At 48.1% G+C, this 17,277-nt stretch carries 11 protein-coding genes; 2 read left to right on the forward strand and 9 right to left on the reverse strand.

Translation table 11 applies throughout. The features are described 5' to 3' along the window. Positions 1-8: 8 nt before the first annotated feature. The 5 genes from DW039_RS17675 to DW039_RS17695 form a co-directional block, all read right to left on the reverse strand. A complete protein-coding gene (locus DW039_RS17675) occupies positions 9-4,559 on the reverse strand; it encodes a translocation/assembly module TamB domain-containing protein (RefSeq protein WP_120382176.1) in 4,551 nt (1,516 codons plus the stop codon). A 107-nt stretch (positions 4,560-4,666) separates the two neighbouring features. Continuing rightward, complete coding sequence (locus DW039_RS17680) at positions 4,667-6,961, reverse strand: hybrid sensor histidine kinase/response regulator (protein ID WP_120382177.1); 2,295 nt, start codon at positions 6,959-6,961, stop codon at positions 4,667-4,669. 4 nt (positions 6,962-6,965) lie between these two features. Next, the gene (locus DW039_RS17685; RefSeq protein WP_117599219.1) at positions 6,966-8,309 is read right to left on the reverse strand and encodes an MATE family efflux transporter; all 1,344 of its coding nucleotides are present in this window, start codon (positions 8,307-8,309) and stop codon (positions 6,966-6,968) included. A 1-nt stretch (position 8,310) separates the two neighbouring features. Beyond that, complete coding sequence (locus tag DW039_RS17690) at positions 8,311-9,549, reverse strand: pitrilysin family protein (RefSeq protein ID WP_120382178.1); 1,239 nt, start codon at positions 9,547-9,549, stop codon at positions 8,311-8,313. A 24-nt stretch (positions 9,550-9,573) separates the two neighbouring features. Continuing rightward, on the reverse strand, positions 9,574-10,413 hold the full coding sequence (locus DW039_RS17695) for a peptidylprolyl isomerase (RefSeq protein WP_120382179.1): 840 nt from the start codon (positions 10,411-10,413) through the stop codon (positions 9,574-9,576). A gap of 93 nt (positions 10,414-10,506) precedes the next feature. Between DW039_RS17695 and DW039_RS17700 the strand changes: the two genes are divergently transcribed. Both DW039_RS17700 and DW039_RS17705 read left to right on the forward strand, forming a co-directional pair. After that, the gene (locus tag DW039_RS17700; RefSeq protein WP_120382180.1) at positions 10,507-11,934 is read left to right on the forward strand and encodes a sigma-54 dependent transcriptional regulator; all 1,428 of its coding nucleotides are present in this window, start codon (positions 10,507-10,509) and stop codon (positions 11,932-11,934) included. A 222-nt stretch (positions 11,935-12,156) separates the two neighbouring features. Next, on the forward strand, positions 12,157-12,339 hold the full coding sequence (locus DW039_RS17705; RefSeq protein WP_005828596.1) for a hypothetical protein: 183 nt from the start codon (positions 12,157-12,159) through the stop codon (positions 12,337-12,339). Between the two features lie 87 nt (positions 12,340-12,426). Here DW039_RS17705 and DW039_RS17710 read toward each other — a convergent pair whose 3' ends face one another. From DW039_RS17710 to DW039_RS17725, 4 genes are all read right to left on the reverse strand, one after another. Beyond that, the gene (locus tag DW039_RS17710) at positions 12,427-14,964 is read right to left on the reverse strand and encodes a prolyl oligopeptidase family serine peptidase (RefSeq protein WP_120382181.1); all 2,538 of its coding nucleotides are present in this window, start codon (positions 14,962-14,964) and stop codon (positions 12,427-12,429) included. Between the two features lie 10 nt (positions 14,965-14,974). Next, complete coding sequence (locus tag DW039_RS17715) at positions 14,975-15,646, reverse strand: RluA family pseudouridine synthase (protein ID WP_005828600.1); 672 nt, start codon at positions 15,644-15,646, stop codon at positions 14,975-14,977. Positions 15,647-15,738: 92 nt separating this feature from the next. After that, positions 15,739-16,485, reverse strand: coding sequence for a 3-oxoacyl-[acyl-carrier-protein] reductase (gene fabG / locus DW039_RS17720; protein ID WP_005828602.1), 747 nt, complete (start codon positions 16,483-16,485; stop codon positions 15,739-15,741). Positions 16,486-16,516: 31 nt separating this feature from the next. Next, on the reverse strand, positions 16,517-17,101 hold the full coding sequence (locus DW039_RS17725; RefSeq protein ID WP_005828604.1) for a TetR/AcrR family transcriptional regulator: 585 nt from the start codon (positions 17,099-17,101) through the stop codon (positions 16,517-16,519). Between the last annotated feature and the right edge of the window lie 176 nt (positions 17,102-17,277).

Below are 17,277 nucleotides of genomic sequence, written 5' to 3' on the forward strand. Positions count from 1 at the left end.
TCACATTCCTACTTTTTCATATCGCTATTTTCAGCCTCCGGTTTTATCTTTTTCTTCCTGAAGATGAAGAGTTCACTCAATCGGTCCATCTTCCGGCGCAGCACAAGGCCGACACCCGTTTCGGTTATCTCACCGTCGAGTATGCTTTCGTAGTTTTTATTATGGAATACACGGACATATCGAGTACCCGACGCATCAAGACGGTATTCCAGCGATATATTGTCAATGAATGATTCCGCATCGTTCGTGGCATTGGCCCCGGTGGACACTTTTCCACCGATGACTATCTGTACGCGGTCGTTGAAGAAACGCTGGGAATAACGAAAACTGAAGTCTTTCTGCGTGTCACCCGTTTCAGCAGAGGTACGGTCTTCCACACCTACACTGATATTGGCCCCTTTTATACCTCCCGCCAAGGAGTTTATCTGGCTCTGAAGCACTGAGTTCAAGGCGGCTCCCATTGACAAACCTCCTCCTTTGGCACCACTGTTCAAGTAAATACCCGTGGCAAGCATGGCAATGGCCTGCTTGCTACGCTCTTCTGCACCCATTGCCTGCAGCTCATTCTCTACTGCGGCATCTTCGGGCGCCGAAATATCGAATATCAAATCGGGAGCGTCAAGCCTGTTCTTGATGGAAATGGAAACATCGAAGTTCACCATGCGCGAACCGTCCCCGTCACCATCGGCCACAGAAGCACGCATACGTTCCGTAGCCTTCAGGCTCAGCGTAGGATTCATAATATTCCCCCGCCAATCCACATAACTGCCGGGATTGAACTGGAACTCCTTCAACGGGATGATAGGCAGCGAATATTTCATGACGCCACCCGAAAGGGTATAGCGTCCGGTAAGGCTCATATCCCCTTGGGGAGTATACTGCATATTCAAATCACCGCCACCTTCCAGTTCGATGTATTTGCTACGGTCGGGACTCAGATCGGCACGAAGACGGACAGCATCGTCAATATGGACGGACATATACATTTCCAATCCTCCCAAAGACATGGCAGGAACCTCATCTGCTTTTACCGACGTCGTATCGGTGAACGAGGTAAACGTAACCAGCCCACTGAGACGGTCTTCCACCGTTAAAGGGGAATCGGTCAACACGTAGGTTACGTTGGTATTGCCCAGCAAATTCATGTTTCCACGCATCGTGAGCCCGTCAAGCGGCCCCTTCACCGTGGCATGCAAGTCGACGAACACCTTTCCATACACCAGACTTTCGCGGGTACGCGGTGCATCCAGCAACGTATAGTTCTCTGCCAGCAGATTGAGGTTGGCAGTAGGACGCTCCATATTCCGGAAATCAACCTTACCGTCAATCGTAAACGGATTCTTGCTGGTGGTATAAATGGCAAACTTATCAAATATCAACTGATTGTCCTTTATCTGTACCGGACGGTTGTCGAACCAGTAACGTGCTCCCGCCTGGCGTGCATAGACAGACACACTGTCCAAAACAATATCACCATGCATTTGAGGCTTGTCCAGCGAACCATAAATATAAAGCCCTCCATCAATATCTCCGGTAAAGGCCACCGTTTGGTCAGGGATGAATGCATTGGCCATCTTCAATGGAAAATGCTCGAAACGGGTGGACACTTCCAGGGTATCCTTTCCGTTCTTCTGCGTCAAGATACCGTCGGCGGTCATCACTTCTTCATTATCATATGTAAAATAGGTATTCAGATAGTGCGTATTCTTGTCGCCCGGCAACCAGGTAGCCCCCAGGCCGATGTCTCCAACCGGTTGGCGTTCGTAGGTCAGTTTCTCTACATTGGCTTCGGCGGACACCTGCAGGGAAGTGGCAGTCTGTATATAATTTGCTTCGGCGGAGAACAATCCCGTAAGCCGGGGCATATAAGGAAGTACCTCCGTAAGTTCATCCAAGCGCAATCGGCTCAGTTCTACGTTTATATTCTGCAAGGAAAGGGTATCATTCTTGTCGGATTGCATACGGAAACACAGACCATCGTCGCTGTCCATATCAATATTGGCATAGACGCGCATATTCTTATGCAGATAAATCCAGTTACTATTGTCCGCAAAGTGGAATTTACGGAAAGCGATAATCGGCTCGGCAGGAATAAGGTTCAGCAGCACACCATTACCGCGACCGTGTCCTTCGGTCAACGGACGGGCATTAATACCGAATAGAACACCGGTCTGCCCTTTTCCATTCACATAATCCACAGTCAGTTCCGCATCTTCATTACGGACTTCACCCGTCAGTGTGCTACGGAACACAAACTGCGGGTTCTTGGGACCGTTTATGACACCACCTTGCAACTTCATGCGGGCAGTATCCTGCTTTACTGTAAAAAATATCGTATCGAGCTGCAAGGAGTCCATGCGCAATCCGTGAACAGCTGTACGTCCATTGATGCCGACTTGCGGAGTAAATCCGAAGCTCAGTTTGAAATCATTATAGGAAATACCCTTTGCAGCCAGGAAATAGCTGACGGGATTCTGGTTACCGGCTTCCAGATGCATGCCCGCTGAAGGAAGGACTTGGCGCAAAGCGGCATGGTCCAAACGCCGTTCATCAATCTGCTTTGTCAGGATAGAGACAAATTTATCCGACTGTTCCATCAACTTCTTCAACGTGCTGTGAGCGCGGAAACGCAGATTCAAGTCACCGGCATCAAGCCTCAACTTGAGAGAATCATGACGTGCCTCCGCTCCCATTGTAAAGGCAAACGGGTGTTTCAATGGTCGGGGCACCAAACCCAGCTTATGCAGATTCACCTCTTCCACATTTAAATCCAAAGCGCCATCCAGATAGCTGCGGTCAAGACGCATATCCGCATTTCCCTGCATCTTGAGAAGGACATTATCGCTGGCAAGACGGACGGTAGCAACGGATGACTTGAGTCCGGCATGCACATCTACACCGGAAATGTCCCAATGGCCATACTGTAGTTTTTCCAAGGAGGCATTCAAAGCGGCCACAGTTTTTCGTGATGCCACATCCACCCCTTGCCCCTTAGCGGACATCTTTGCCGTAAGAGTATAGATAGAGTCCTTGGGCAGGAAGTGATGCACCTGCAAGTTGTTGATGGCAAGGTCGGCATGGTAGGCTTCCGTAGCAAGATTATAGGCGGCGTCCAAATTCAAGGCGCCTTCCTTCTCCTTCAGTTTCAGGGCGGCAGTGCACTGCGCCCCCTCCATACCGAGACGTGCCGCAAGGTGCATACTGTCCGGCACAATGATGGAGCCATCGGGAGCAATGTCAGCTAGTCCGGTCAGGAAGTTCAAGTTCTGCGTATGCATTTCGAAGTCCATGCTTCCATTACGTTTCACACTGTCGGTCAAGCTCCAGAATTCTCCTCCCCCACTCAACGAAAAGGCTCCGGGCAGCTCAGCCGTAAAACGGGAAATCTGCATCTGCTTCAGGTTTCCTTCCGTACCGGCATGAATCACCAACGGACGGAACGGATAGGCTTCCTTGAAAGCTTCCGGCAAGCCACCGGCAAAAAGCAGTACATCCTGTTTGCCGATACGGGCATTGAAACGGGCTGTCAGACGGCCGGTGGTAGGTATATTTATCAGTTCCCAGTAAGTCTGTGCCGTAAGGTTCATCTCACTATGAGGTGTCAGCAACTTCAAAGAAGGGATACGGATAACGGTAGAATCGGCAAACAACCGCCCGGTCAGGGAAGTTACACTCAAACCGGAACGCTCATACATGGAAAATTCCCGGATAACGGCATTCATATCTCTGCCGTAGTACATCACAGAATCAATGCCCAGGCGAATGTCGCGAAGAGCAATGTGCGAGGGGTCGAAGCCTATCGCACTCCCCGGGCCACCGGTATCATAATTGACAGAAGTTCCAGTCAGCAGGAATTTTCTCCAGCCATAGAACTGGTGTTTCAGGTCGGCAGCAGCGTCCGCAATCTCAGCATCTCCTATATGGGCTTTCAGCCCCATGGAGTCCAATGGCATCTGTAAATCGACCGAGACGTTCTTCAACTTCAGAGTATGGAGTGTGACTTTCCAGTTTAACGCAGTGTCAGTAGTGTCTTTGGGAGTCTCAGTGGTATCTGCAAGCATCACCTGCACATGGGTATCGCTCAATTCTATATTATTGAAGATGGCATCTTCTTTTGTAAGGTCTATGCCATGGCTTTCGAAAAAGAAATGCCCCAGTACTCCTTTGATGCACATACCTTCCATTAAATTGGAGGAGTTGACAGCAACTTGTTTCAAGGTAATGTCATCCACCTCCACTTTCCCTTTGAGTAAAGGCCATGCCTGTACCCGTACGTTCAAACTTCCAAGATTCAGCAAGGTATCGGGATGCTGCACATCAACAGCACTGTCGGCAGGCTGTACCACCAATACACCGCGGACCAACAAATTCAAAGGAAAGCGAAGGTCAATCCGCTCCACGGATATGTCCATACCCGTAGCACCTGATGCAATTGCCGTAGCCTGCTTCCGTATCAAATTCTGTACGGGAGGCACATAAAGCAATATCATCAATATTATAAACAGTATAATAGGAGTAAGCAACACCCACAGTGCTGTTCTCAACCATTTTCTTCTCATCGGAACGTCAATCTTTCATCGTATTTAAAAGTCCTACAAAGTAAACAATTTCTTTCGACATTTGGTTCCCGACAGAGAAAAATCACGTATTCTTCTCTGTTCCCCCATTACGGAAAAGCTGTTGCCTGAGTAATGACATCCTCTATCAAAACGAGGGCGGCAAAGGCGTGTTCTTTCAACTCTCCGGTAAAAGGCACTCCATGAGAAGTTTCCAACAGTTTCAGCAATGCAACCAGTTCCGCTGCTCCAATTAAAGTAAAGAGGGGAATCATTTTGTGGGAGACAGCAGCCATCTCGTCCACATCCTCATTCTCCACAGCCTTCTGCAAACGCTCCGCATTGAGGCGGGTTTCAGCCACAAAACTTTCCAGAATGGACTTTGCCGCCTCGGGGTCATCGACCGAAAAAGCAGTGAGCGAAAAGAATTTATACCCCGGGCAAGCCGAAGTTTCCGAAACTTCCATAACCTCCATCCCTTTGTCCTCCATATTCAATTCATGTAGCAATTCACTGACGGTAAACGGCTTATGCAGGCATCCGGCAAATCCATGCACCGTAAATTCCTCACGCTGCATGTCACTGCGGGCAGTGACAGCAATCACCGGAACAGACTGTGCCTGCGGTATGTTCGAAGCACGAAGCAGTTTCAGTAAATCAAAACCATTAATAGCAGGCATCTGCACATCAGTAAGCAGAACATCAAAGGTTGCAGTGCGCAAGGCATCCAGCAGTTCATCCAGTTGTAAACAAGAGACAGAATTTATACCACTCTGCTGAAGCATGGCGGCAGTAAGGGTAAGCTGAATACGGTCATCATCGATAAGGAGGACATTCTTCAGTGAAGAATGAGGAACGGGGAATGAAGAATTGCCATTCGGCGTGGCAGCACATCCCGATTCTTCATCCTTCATTCTCCGTCCTTCACTCCTTACGGGATAGATAGGAATATATATGGTGAAAGTGCTTCCCTTGCCTGGCACACTGTCTACATCAATCGTGCCTTCAAGCAACTGTACCAGCATACGGACAATGGAAAGTCCAAGTCCAAACCCCTCTTTACCCTGAGCACCCGGTAAGCGGGTAAACTCCTGGAAGATACGTTCCCGGTCGGCAGGTTCCATACCTTTACCGGTATCAGCAATGGCAACTACCAGTCGACGGTCCTCGTAACGGGCAGTCATGGTAACACTGCCTTGGTCCGTAAACTTCACGGCATTGGACAGCAAATTGTTGATAATCTGGCGCAGACGCAAGGGGTCGCAAATATAGGTACCGCCCAGCTCCGGGGCAATGTCGCAATGAAGCGCCAGTCCTTTGGCAGCCGTAAGTGGTTCAAAACTGACGTGTATCTCTTCAAGCAGGCGGGAAGGATGAAAGGTGACCCGGTTGATTTCGGCCTTGTTCAAATCAAGACGATGGAAGTCGAGCAAATCAACGACCAGCTTCAGCAGATGTTCCGATGAGGTTTTCATATTGTCCAGATAGAACCGCTGACGCTCATCCACCGTCAGACGGGAAAGCAAGTCGGCATAGCCCATAATAGAACCGAGCGGGGCTTTGAAATCATGGGTAATGGCAAGCATCAGTTTTTCACGGACAGCGAGTAAATCCTCGGCACGACGACGGGCCTCTTCCAACTCACGACGGTAACGGTTGCTTCGGGTTATGTCGCGGCCGATGATAATAAGAAAAAAAGCGGAAAGCAACACCGCACCTACGGCAATGCCACTGATAATCTTGGCCGAACGGCGTCGGACCGCTTGTTGATACTCGGCTTCCGTCCGTGCACGCAGCAGAGTTTCCGTCTCGTAATCTTTCAGCAAGCTGTCAATACGAGCGGTCAGCATATGGTCCAAGCGTTGCAGATAGCGTTTACGTCGCTGTATAACAGTGTTTACAGCTTTTTTCTGCTGGGCCACGGCACGCAGTTTCTCATGCAAAGAATCGGCCGGATTATAGGGTTCAATCACCGTATCCGTTGCAAATTCAAGGGAGGTCTTTACCTGGATAGCCGTATCTTTCTTTGGGGGGACAAACACTTCACCCAAACGACGGAAAAACCCCTTCTTCCGAGGGCGTGTCACGACGGTATCCCGATGTGTAATGATACGGTGCTGCACACGCTGCTGGGTCACTACCGAGTCCTGCTGGGCAATTATCTGCTCAATGTCACTGGTGGATACCATGCTGTCATTCGCCTCACTCAGCGTACGCAGCATTCTTATCGTATTGGTATCCTTCTCGCGTATCAAAGCTAGTACGCTGTCTGTCCATTGTACATCGCGGTCATCGGTAAGAATAAGGTTCTCCATCTCCCGGTGTACGAAGAACAAGGAAAAAAACAATACCGCCAGCAACAAAGTGTAGCCTACGGCAATCTTTACTTTGGAGACACTGTTCATATTATCAAATCCTTTCCCTGGTCTGTCTACGGAATCTCAGCCACAGCATCACCCCTGCACTGGTCAGTCCAAACGGGAAAGCCATCCAGACCCCCGTCAGTCCCCAGCCGAAGATGAAACCGCAGAGGTACCCTACGGGCAAAGATATAACAAAATAGGATATAAATGCAATAATCATCATCGGTTTCACATCCGAGATACCACGCAGGGCATTGGCAAAATTAATCTGCAATCCGTCACCGAACTGGTAAATCAGGAACGGAAAGAAGAGAGCGGCTACCATACCGGACACTTCCATATTATCTGTAAACCATCCTCCGACCTGACCGCGAAGTGCAAAGACAATACTCAACAGCACCACTTCCATGCATAAGATGACGTGAAGGCCAGCATACGCCGAACGGCGCACATTCTGCCCGTCGCCCTGCCCCTTAAAGTTACTGACACGCACAGCAACTGCAGCACCCATGCCATAATACATCATGAAGGTGAACTGAGAGACAGTGAGCATTATCTGATGTGATGCCAGAGCAAGTGTCCCCAGCCACCCCACCATGACAACACTGAGGCTGAAGGAAGCGGTCTCCATTCCCATCTGCATACCGACAGGCCAGCCCAGAGCATTGAGTTTCCTAAACATCGGTGTCGACCATCCCAGCCTCATGAATCCGAGTCTATAACGGATAAAACGGCGACTACGAAGCACAATCACCGCAAAGACCACGACCATCACAATGCGAGAGAACAAGGTACTTACACCCGCGCCAAGCAATCCCATCTCCGGGAAACCCAATTTTCCATTGATCAGAATATAGTTTCCTACGATGTTAAGCGCATTCCCTCCAAGCAGAATCCACATGGCCGTCTTGGTGTCGGTGATGCCATCCGTAAACTGTTTAAAGCCGTTGAACAACATGACAAAAACCAGTGAAGCAAGCAGCACTAGATAATAAGGCTTAATCAGAGGCAGTAATTCTTCGGGCTGCCCCAGCCGTTCCACATTGAAATACAGAACAGCCATGACAAGAGTCAGCAATAAAGCTACCAGCACATTGGCCACCAGACTGCACCGTAACGCTTGTCCGGCTTCGGCAAAACGGCGGTTACCGTAGAAGCCTCCCACAACCGGGGTCAGCCCGTAGCTGAACCCCGTACTGAAAATAATACAGAGAGTAAACAGATTGTTTACGAAAGAAGCGGCACCCAGCTCTTCCGTGCTATGATGCCCAATCATCAGCGTATCGGCAAACCCCAGCACAATGACTCCCAACTGCCCCACCACAATGGGTAGTCCCAGGAGAAGCAATGCTTTGTAGTGTTGCTTATACGTATCAAATAAATTTCTCATACTAAAGGTTTTCTTTTTGGTAATAAAGCACAATCCCATTTTCATCGCGGAAGGTCTGTTGGGCTACCCTATGAAGCTGTTCTGCCGTCACAGAGCGGTAATTGTCCACTTCACGGTCTATGTCTTCCGCCTGCCCGGTCAGTTCAAACCAGGCAAGGTTCGTGGCAACATTCAGATAATTGATGTTGCCGAATATCTGTGTAGACTCAAACTTGTTCTTTACTTTCTCCAATTCCTGCTCTCCAACAAACCCGGATTTCAACTCTTCCAACTCTTTCCGGACAGCAGCCTCGGCTTGCTCCAAAGATACGCCAGCAGATGGCTTTCCACTGATATGCAGCAGTCCGGCATCCCGTGTACCGGAGATATAGGCATCGAGACTGGAAAAGAGCTTTTGCTCCTGCACCAGCCTGCGGGTCAAGCGACTGGAACGTCCATTGCTCAGAATATCCGACAGAATATCGAAGGCATAATAATCGGCATCTTCACGACTGCACATGTGATAAGCCATGAACAAAGCATCCAGAGGAACATTCCGTTCCACCGTCTGCCGGCGTTCCGCCGTCTGTACAACTTCTTGCGGTAATTGTCTTACAGGCACATTCCTACGGGGAATAGGAGCAAACCATTTTTCAGTCAGCCTAATCGTTTCTTCCCACGAAATATTTCCGGTAACGGCCAGAACTGCATTATTAGGTGCATAAAAACGGAAAAAGAATTCCTTTACCTCATCCAGCGTGGCATTGGCAATGTGAGAGAGGTCTTTCCCGATAGTAGGCCAGCGATAAGGATGCGTTTGATAAGCCAAAGGACGAAGCAGATGCCCCACATCACCATACGGCTTGTTCAGACAACGTTGCTTGAACTCCTCCATCACCACTGCACGCTGCACCTCAAGACTTTGCTCACTGAATGCCAGTTCCAGCATACGGTCGGACTCCAGCCAGAAGCCGATTTCCACATTCGATTTTGGAACCGTCAGATAGTAATTGGTAATATCATTATTGGTCCATGCATTATTCTCCCCACCTGCCAGTTGCAAAGGAGCGTCATAATCAGGAATATGCACCGAACCTCCAAACATCAGATGCTCAAACAAATGGGCAAAGCCCGTATGCTCGGGATGCTCGTCACGGGCACCTACGTCATAAACAATATTCAAGGCAACCATCTGCGTGCTGGTATCTTCATTGTGCACCAACCGCAGACCGTTGTCAAATATCTTTTTGTTTATCTTCATAAAATAGAATGACAGAATCTATCATCAATCTATCACTGTCACTTTTTTAATAACCACATCCTCTTCAGGACGGTCGTTACGATCAGTCTTGACCTTCTGTATTTTATCAACTATATCCATACCTTCCAGCACTTCACCGAATACGGTATATGCACCGTCCAAATGCGGAGTACCACCCATGGTAGTATAAGCCTTCACCTGCTCGGGAGTAAACTTGAACTCCGGTTCCTTGGCAACCTGAGCCTCTGCCTGCGCAATCAAAGAATCTTGCAAATCCATCAGACCGTCCTGGTCATTATTCTTACGCATCTTGTAGATTTCCTTCATATGCTTCTGGGCCAATGCATTGAAAGCATTGTTCAGGCGCATCTGATTCATCTGCTGTTCCATCCCCAGCAAGGTAGAGTCATTATACACTTTTCCAGTCACAATGTAGAACTGGCAGCCGGATGATGCCTTGTCGGGATTCACCTCATCACCCTGGCGTGCAGCCGACAAAGCACCTTTTTTGTGAAAATACTTCGGATAAACAAATTCGGCAGGAACAGTATAACCTACGTCGCCTGCCCCCAGCATCTTGCCTTTCGGAGCCTTCTTCGATTCCGGGTCACCTGCTTGTATCATAAAGTCCTTGATGACACGGTGGAACAGCGTACCTTCATACGTGCCGTCTTCCACCAGCTTGATAAAGTTATCACGATGTTTCGGGGTTTCATTATACAGTTTCACGGTGATGTCACCCGCACTTGTTTCAATCTTCAGCTTCGTTTCTTTTTCCATATCTTCCTCTTTCTTTTGTCCCGGCTTGCAAGCAGTCAGACTGCAAACCAGTATAGTTAATAATACAATAAGATTTCTTTTCATTTTGTTTTTTATTTAATTTAAGTTTGCAAATATACTAAAATCAGACAAAAGCACTTACCTTTGCCTACATAAAAGAGATAAAAGGCTAAAGCAATGACATCCATATTAATTGTAGAAGATGATATTACTTACGGCATGATGCTAAAAACATGGCTCGGCAAAAAAGGTTTCCAAGTAACCTCTGCCAGCAACATTGCCCGTGCTCAAAAACATATTGAGTCGGAAACCGTAGACTTGATATTGTCTGACCTGCGCCTGCCCGACAAGGATGGCATTGACTTATTGAAATGGCTGGGCGAACACGGCCTGCAAATACCGCTTATCATCATGACAGGATACGCTGACATACAGTCGGCCGTCCAAACCATGAAACTGGGAGCCTGCGATTACATTGCCAAGCCTGTGAACCCGGACGAATTACTGAAAAAAATAGGCGAAGCCTTGAATGCATCATCCTCCGCTTTGAAACAGATGATGCATTCGTCCCGAACAGATGATGCGTTTACCCCAAACAGACCATCCGTTTCACCCAAACAGACGATGCATTCCGACAAGATGAAAAATCAGCCTCTGAAGGGTGCAGAAGGCTCATTGTCCTCCTCCGACTTCCTTGAGGGAGAGAGCGACGCAGCCAAACAACTCTACAATTATGTGAAACTGGTTTCACCTACCAATATGTCTGTACTCATCAATGGTGCCAGCGGAACGGGCAAAGAATACGTAGCTCACCGCATCCACCAGCTCAGCAAGCGTGCCGACCAGCCGTTTGTAGCCATCGATTGCGGTTCTATTCCCAAAGAATTGGCCGCTTCGGAGTTCTTCGGGCACATAAAGGGCGCCTTTACCGGCGCACTGACCGACAAAACGGGCGCTTTCGTCGAAGCCAACGGCGGTACCATCTTCCTGGATGAGATAGGCAATCTGAGCTATGAAGTGCAAATACAGTTGCTGCGTGCTTTGCAAGAGCGCAAGATACGTCCGGTAGGTTCAAACAAAGAGATAAGCGTGGATGTACGTCTGGTATCCGCCACCAACGAAAATCTGGAGCAAGCCATCGAAAAAGGGGCGTTCCGTGAAGATTTATATCACCGTATCAATGAATTCACCCTACGTATGCCGCAACTCAAAGACCGCCGTGAAGACATCCTGCTCTTTGCCAATTTCTTTCTGGACCAGGCCAACCGCGAAATGGACAAGCAACTGACCGGCTTTGATGACAAGGCATCCCGCGCCCTATTGGAATATCCCTGGCCCGGCAATCTACGCCAAATGAAGAATATGGTACGCCGTGCAACCTTGCTGGCACAAGGCAAATTCATTACTATCAACGAACTGAATGAACTGAAAGGACCCGCACCGGGCATCATCGGTATCCCTCTCCGCAATGAGGAGGCAGAGAAGCATCAAATCATCGAAGCCTTGCGGCAGACGGGAAACAACAAGAGCCGCGCTGCACAACTGTTGGGCATTGACCGCAAAACGCTGTACAACAAGTTGAAGCTTTATAACATATCCGACTAAAGGGTGTGGAATTATTCCACACTCCCCTCCACACATTCCACACTTTTCCACACTATGCCACACTTTGCACAGAAACATATATCACTAACTATCAGAACATTATCCAACACACACTCTTTCTGGCACACCATTTGACCTATATTAGACGTAAGCAACAAGCGCTACAACAAGCAAGCACTTAGACTTAACAATAAGATATACCAACCTAAAAGCAAATGAATTATGAAAAAATTAGTATTAGTAGCAGCCCTGTTTATGTTTGTTTGTGGCGGAACGTTCTTGGCTCAAGCTAAGGCTCCGGTAGAACAGCCGAGTAAGACAACAACCTTGTCTAACGACACTGTGGTAACGGATACTTTGCAGAAAGCCGAGAACGTCCAAGACACAGCAAAAGTGGCCCAATAACAGTAAGCACACTACAACAAAAAAGCCGTTTCCTCCTTGTCTATTCTGGGAAACGGCTTTTTTTATTATCAATTGTTAATTAAAACATCACCAATGTCTTTCCGGATAAAGGTCATTCCACCATGCCGGACTATCCTGCAGCCAGCGGGCAAACCAAGCCATAATTGAATTGTGCCACAATTCACGTTTTGCATAATCAAGTACAAAATGGTTTTCACCATCTACGGTAATAAATTCCACCGGCTTACCCAATATCTTCAGCGCATTATACAATTGGATACTTTCACCGATAGGCACGTTTGTATCTACCGTGCCATGCAGCAACAACAGAGGGGTATTAATCTTGTCCGCATTGAACAATGCTCCATGCTTCGTAAACAAATCGGGATTATTCCAAGGATAGCTATCGGCTGCCGCAACAGAGTTATAGGAATATCCCCAATAACCCTCGCCCCAATAGCTCGTTACATTGCTGATGCCAGCATGCGAGGCAGCGGCAGCAAACATATCCGTCTTAGTCTGCAGATACATCGTCATGAATCCTCCATAAGAGGCACCCAGGCATCCGATACGTTTATCGTTGACAAACGGATGGGCTGCACAGAATTTCTTCGTACCTTCAATGATCTCATCGGCCGTACGCTCACCCCATGCATTGACATGGCGTGCAGAGAACTCCTGGCCGTACCCGATGGCACCACTGGGCTGGATAACATAAACCACATAGTCACGTGACGCAAACAACTGTGCACAGTACGGGGAAGTTATACCGCGGGTTGTAGGAGTCGTTCCTCCATAATAGTATACGATAAGCGGATACTTCTTGTTCGGGTCAAAAGACGGCGGCAGACAAACCATTCCCTTTATCTCCGTACCGTCCGAAGCTGTAAAGTTCCACTCTTCCATCTGTCCCAGCTCAATCTTATCGAGGATGGGCTTCATGGGATTGGCAAGCAGGGTAGAAACTTTTTTCTTCGTGTCGTACGTATAAGCTACGCCCGTGCTGGTGTTTCCTCCGCCCACATAGGCAGCCACAACCGGATTGTCATTGGCCAGCGTGAAGGAAGTAATCACATCTTCTTCAAGCGGAAGCATTTCAAAGCCGCCCGTCTTCGGAACATAACGGTAGATATGCCTGCAATCCCCATCAGTCGTATCGAAATAGATACATCCGTCCACACGGTTCCACTGCACGAGAGACACCGTAGGATTGAAATCGCGCGTGATAGCCTGCACTTTCTTTGTAGCCAAATCCATAATGAATGCTTGGGTATCAAAGTCATTGGCTATGGGATGTTCACCGCAATTCTTGCCAATGCCTCCGAAAGCAGACGGACTGCCCGTCACCAGAAGCTGCTTCCCATCCGGAGAGTAAGAAGCACTTCCCAGATAAGCATCCCAGGCGACCAGCGTATCTGCCTGCAAGGTGGCCAAATCAATCTCGAAAAGAGAAGAGAGGGAGAAAGGGCATCGAGTGATGTCCGGCTTGGAAGTGCTGCACAACAGTTTCTTGCCATCCGGGGAAATATCATTCAGATAGACGTTGTGACTACCGTAGGTCAGACGCTCGGAAAGTCCCGTCGCCACATCGTATTTCATGAGATAATAGCGGTCACGAGAATTGGGGATACGGTCGTCCGGATGCAAGAGACGTTTCAACGGGCCACTCACCTTTTCGCCCTCGTCCGTGAGCATATAAATAAGATAGTCTTCTGTAGGAGACCAGCTGAAATATCCTTCGGGAACATTCTTCAGCAGCACTTCCTCACGCATCGTGGCGGGATCGAACACAACCAGGTCATTCTGCTCCTCGCCCATAACCGTATAATAGAGCTTGTTGCTGTTGGGCATCCAGTTCATCTTTTCATTGGCATTGGGCAATATCACCCGGCCGGTCTTTACCTCGGTCAGCTCACAACGGGTCCTGGAACGCTTCACGTCGTAATTGTCCGAATAGCGGGTCAGCAGATACTTGCCGTTGGGCGAAAGAGAAACCCTGCTCGCTCGGGAGCCGAAATTGGTGTTGAACAAAGAGAAACGTCTCTTCATGTCCGGTGCCATCCGGCAGGCTACATCGGCAAAGTCCTTTTCCTTTTCAAATTCGCATTTCAGCATCGGCTGCATCTTGTCGTCCGCGCTTGAAAGCAACTTGATGACAATCTCATAATCCGCTTCGGGGTCCATACGCAAACTGACAGCCGTAGGACGGACCTGCGACAAGCTGTCCTCCGCTGTCTCCTTGACTTGCTTGGATTCACCGTTTACAAACACCTCAAAACGGGCAGGAGAATATACATTCAGCTTGCCCTTCATGAAACGCTCCGCACGCAGATTGGTAGCAAACAGATAGAACAGATTGTCCTTGTCCGCCTTTGCCACAGTTACATATCCAGCCGTATCAGCAACCATACGTTCGTACCGACCTCCGTCGAAGTCGAGACTGACCTTCGTCTTCAGAAGATTGCCGGTAGTAAACTTGTCTCCCTTGAAGTTGATACTATCGCCCTGGAGGGGAGTGCGCACCGTAACGGCCGGACGCACGTTATACTCAGCAACTCTTTCCTGAGCTTGGGCAGCCAATCCCGCAAGGAGCAGCAAACCCGACAAAACTGTGATTTTCTTCATTACTGTAAGATTAAATCGTTTCAAAACCATTCCATAAATTTCCGGGAGGAACGGGCGCCTCCACTTCTATCAGTTCTTTGGACACCGGATGCACAAAACGGATATACCGCGCATGCAGACAGATGCTGCCGTCGGGATTGGAGCGGGGCGAACCATACTTCAAATCTCCCTTGATGGGACAGCCCATCTTTGCCAACTGACAACGTATCTGGTGATGGCGTCCGGTTTTCAAATCTATTTCCAACAGATAATAGTTCTGCGACCGCCCGATGAGCCGGTAATGCAAAATCGCTTTCTTGCTGCCCGGCACCTCCTTGTCGTATGCATAACTCTTGTTCTGTTTCTCATTTCGCACCAGATAGTTCACCAATTCCCCCTCTTCCTCGCGGGGTAAGTTCTTCACTACTGCCCAGTAAGTCTTCTTCACCTCGCTATTCTTGAACATCTCGTTCAGACGCGACAGTGCCTTACTGGTCTTGGCAAAAACAACAAGACCGCTCACGGGGCGGTCCAGCCGGTGGGCGACACCGATAAAGACATTTCCAGGCTTGCTGTACTTCTCTTTCAGGTACTGCTTTACAGTTTCCGAAAGCGGTGTATCACCCGTTTTGTCTCCCTGAACTATCTCGGAAGCGGTCTTGTTGACTATAATGATATGATTGTCTTCGTATACGACAGTCATCGGTTGTTAATGTTTAATGATTAGTGATTAATGATTAATGACTAACACCCAACTTCTCATTAAACATTAATCACTAATCATTAATCATTAAATTACATATTCATCCCACCATCTACCTGAATAACCTGACCGGATACATAAGAAGACATATCAGAAGCCAGGAAAGTAGCGATATTTGCCACGTCTTCGGGTGTGCCGCCACGACGCAAAGGAATCTTCTTGCACCATTCAGCCTTCACCTCTTCAGACAAGGCGTCGGTCATGGCTGTCATGATGAAGCCCGGAGCAATGGCATTGGCACGGATTCCACGAGAACCCAGCTCCTGAGCGATAGACTTGGCCAAAGCAATCATACCGGCTTTGGAAGCAGAATAGTTGGCCTGGCCGGCATTGCCGTGAACACCTACCACAGATGCCATATTGATAATGCTACCCGCCTTCTGGCGCATCATGATGGGTGTGCAGGCATGGATAAAGTTAAATGCCGATTTCAGGTTGACATTGATAACCATATCCCATTGCTGTTCGCTCATACGCATCATCAGACCGTCACGTGTGATACCGGCATTGTTTACCAGAATATCAATACGTCCAAAGTCCTTATGGATTTCTGCCACTACATTGGCAGTGTCTTCAAAGTTTGCTGCATTGGAGGCATAAGCTTTTGCCTTTACTCCCAAAGCTTCCAATTCTTTTGCCGTAGCCTCGGCATTTTCATCAATCACCAAGTCAGTGAATGCAATATTTGCTCCTTCTTGAGCGAACTTCAAAGCGATAGCCTTGCCGATGCCGCGTGCAGCACCTGTCACAATGGCTGTTTTTCCATCTAATAATCCCATATTATTTTAAAATTATTTATAAAATGTATTCTTACTTCTTTCCCAATGCACCAAGTACCAGACGGGTCACGTAAGTATCGCGTACCGCATCGTCCAGATTGGCCCCTATATGGCCGCGGATATAAGGTGTTTCAATACCTTTGACACTGTAATGCACAATCTCGGCAGTCATATCCAAGTCATCTATCTGGAAAACACCCTTCTCCATACCTTCACGCAGAACCTCCTTGAAAAGCTGGGTCTCTGTAGCATCGAAACGTTTGCGCACTTTCTCCACTCTCCAAATATCCCGAAAGAAATTGGCACGAAGAGTACCATTCCGAAAGACAACCTCTTTTACCGCATCCAGATGAGTGTAAATCATTTCCATCAGTTTCTCGTCCGGCTGAATATCTTTCTCTACCACGTGCTTCATCATATCCGAAAGAATATCCAGCTCCGACTCAACAACAGCCAAGTAGATATCTTCCTTGCTCTTAAAATAGGTATAGAGCGTTCTCCTACCTTTCTTTGAAGCGAGGGCAATATCATTCATCGTGGTATTTTCAACACCCATCTTTGCAAACAGCTGACGGGCAACGTCCACTAATTTAGCTTTTGTCTTCGATACGGTCATAGATTAATTGCACATTGCTTTATTATTTGAGCAAAAGTAAGACATTTCCGCATATCTTACAAGAAAACATTCATTTTATTAATGAACAGCCCTAAAAAGGAAGAAAAAAAGTAGGCTTATTATCGTTCTATTTATCAACATATTACTCATTAAAATCCACTTAACCTCAAAAATAT

It is taken from the genome of Bacteroides sp. AF39-16AC, from assembly GCF_003602735.1.
Taxonomy (GTDB): Bacteria; Bacteroidota; Bacteroidia; order Bacteroidales; family Bacteroidaceae; genus Bacteroides; species Bacteroides uniformis.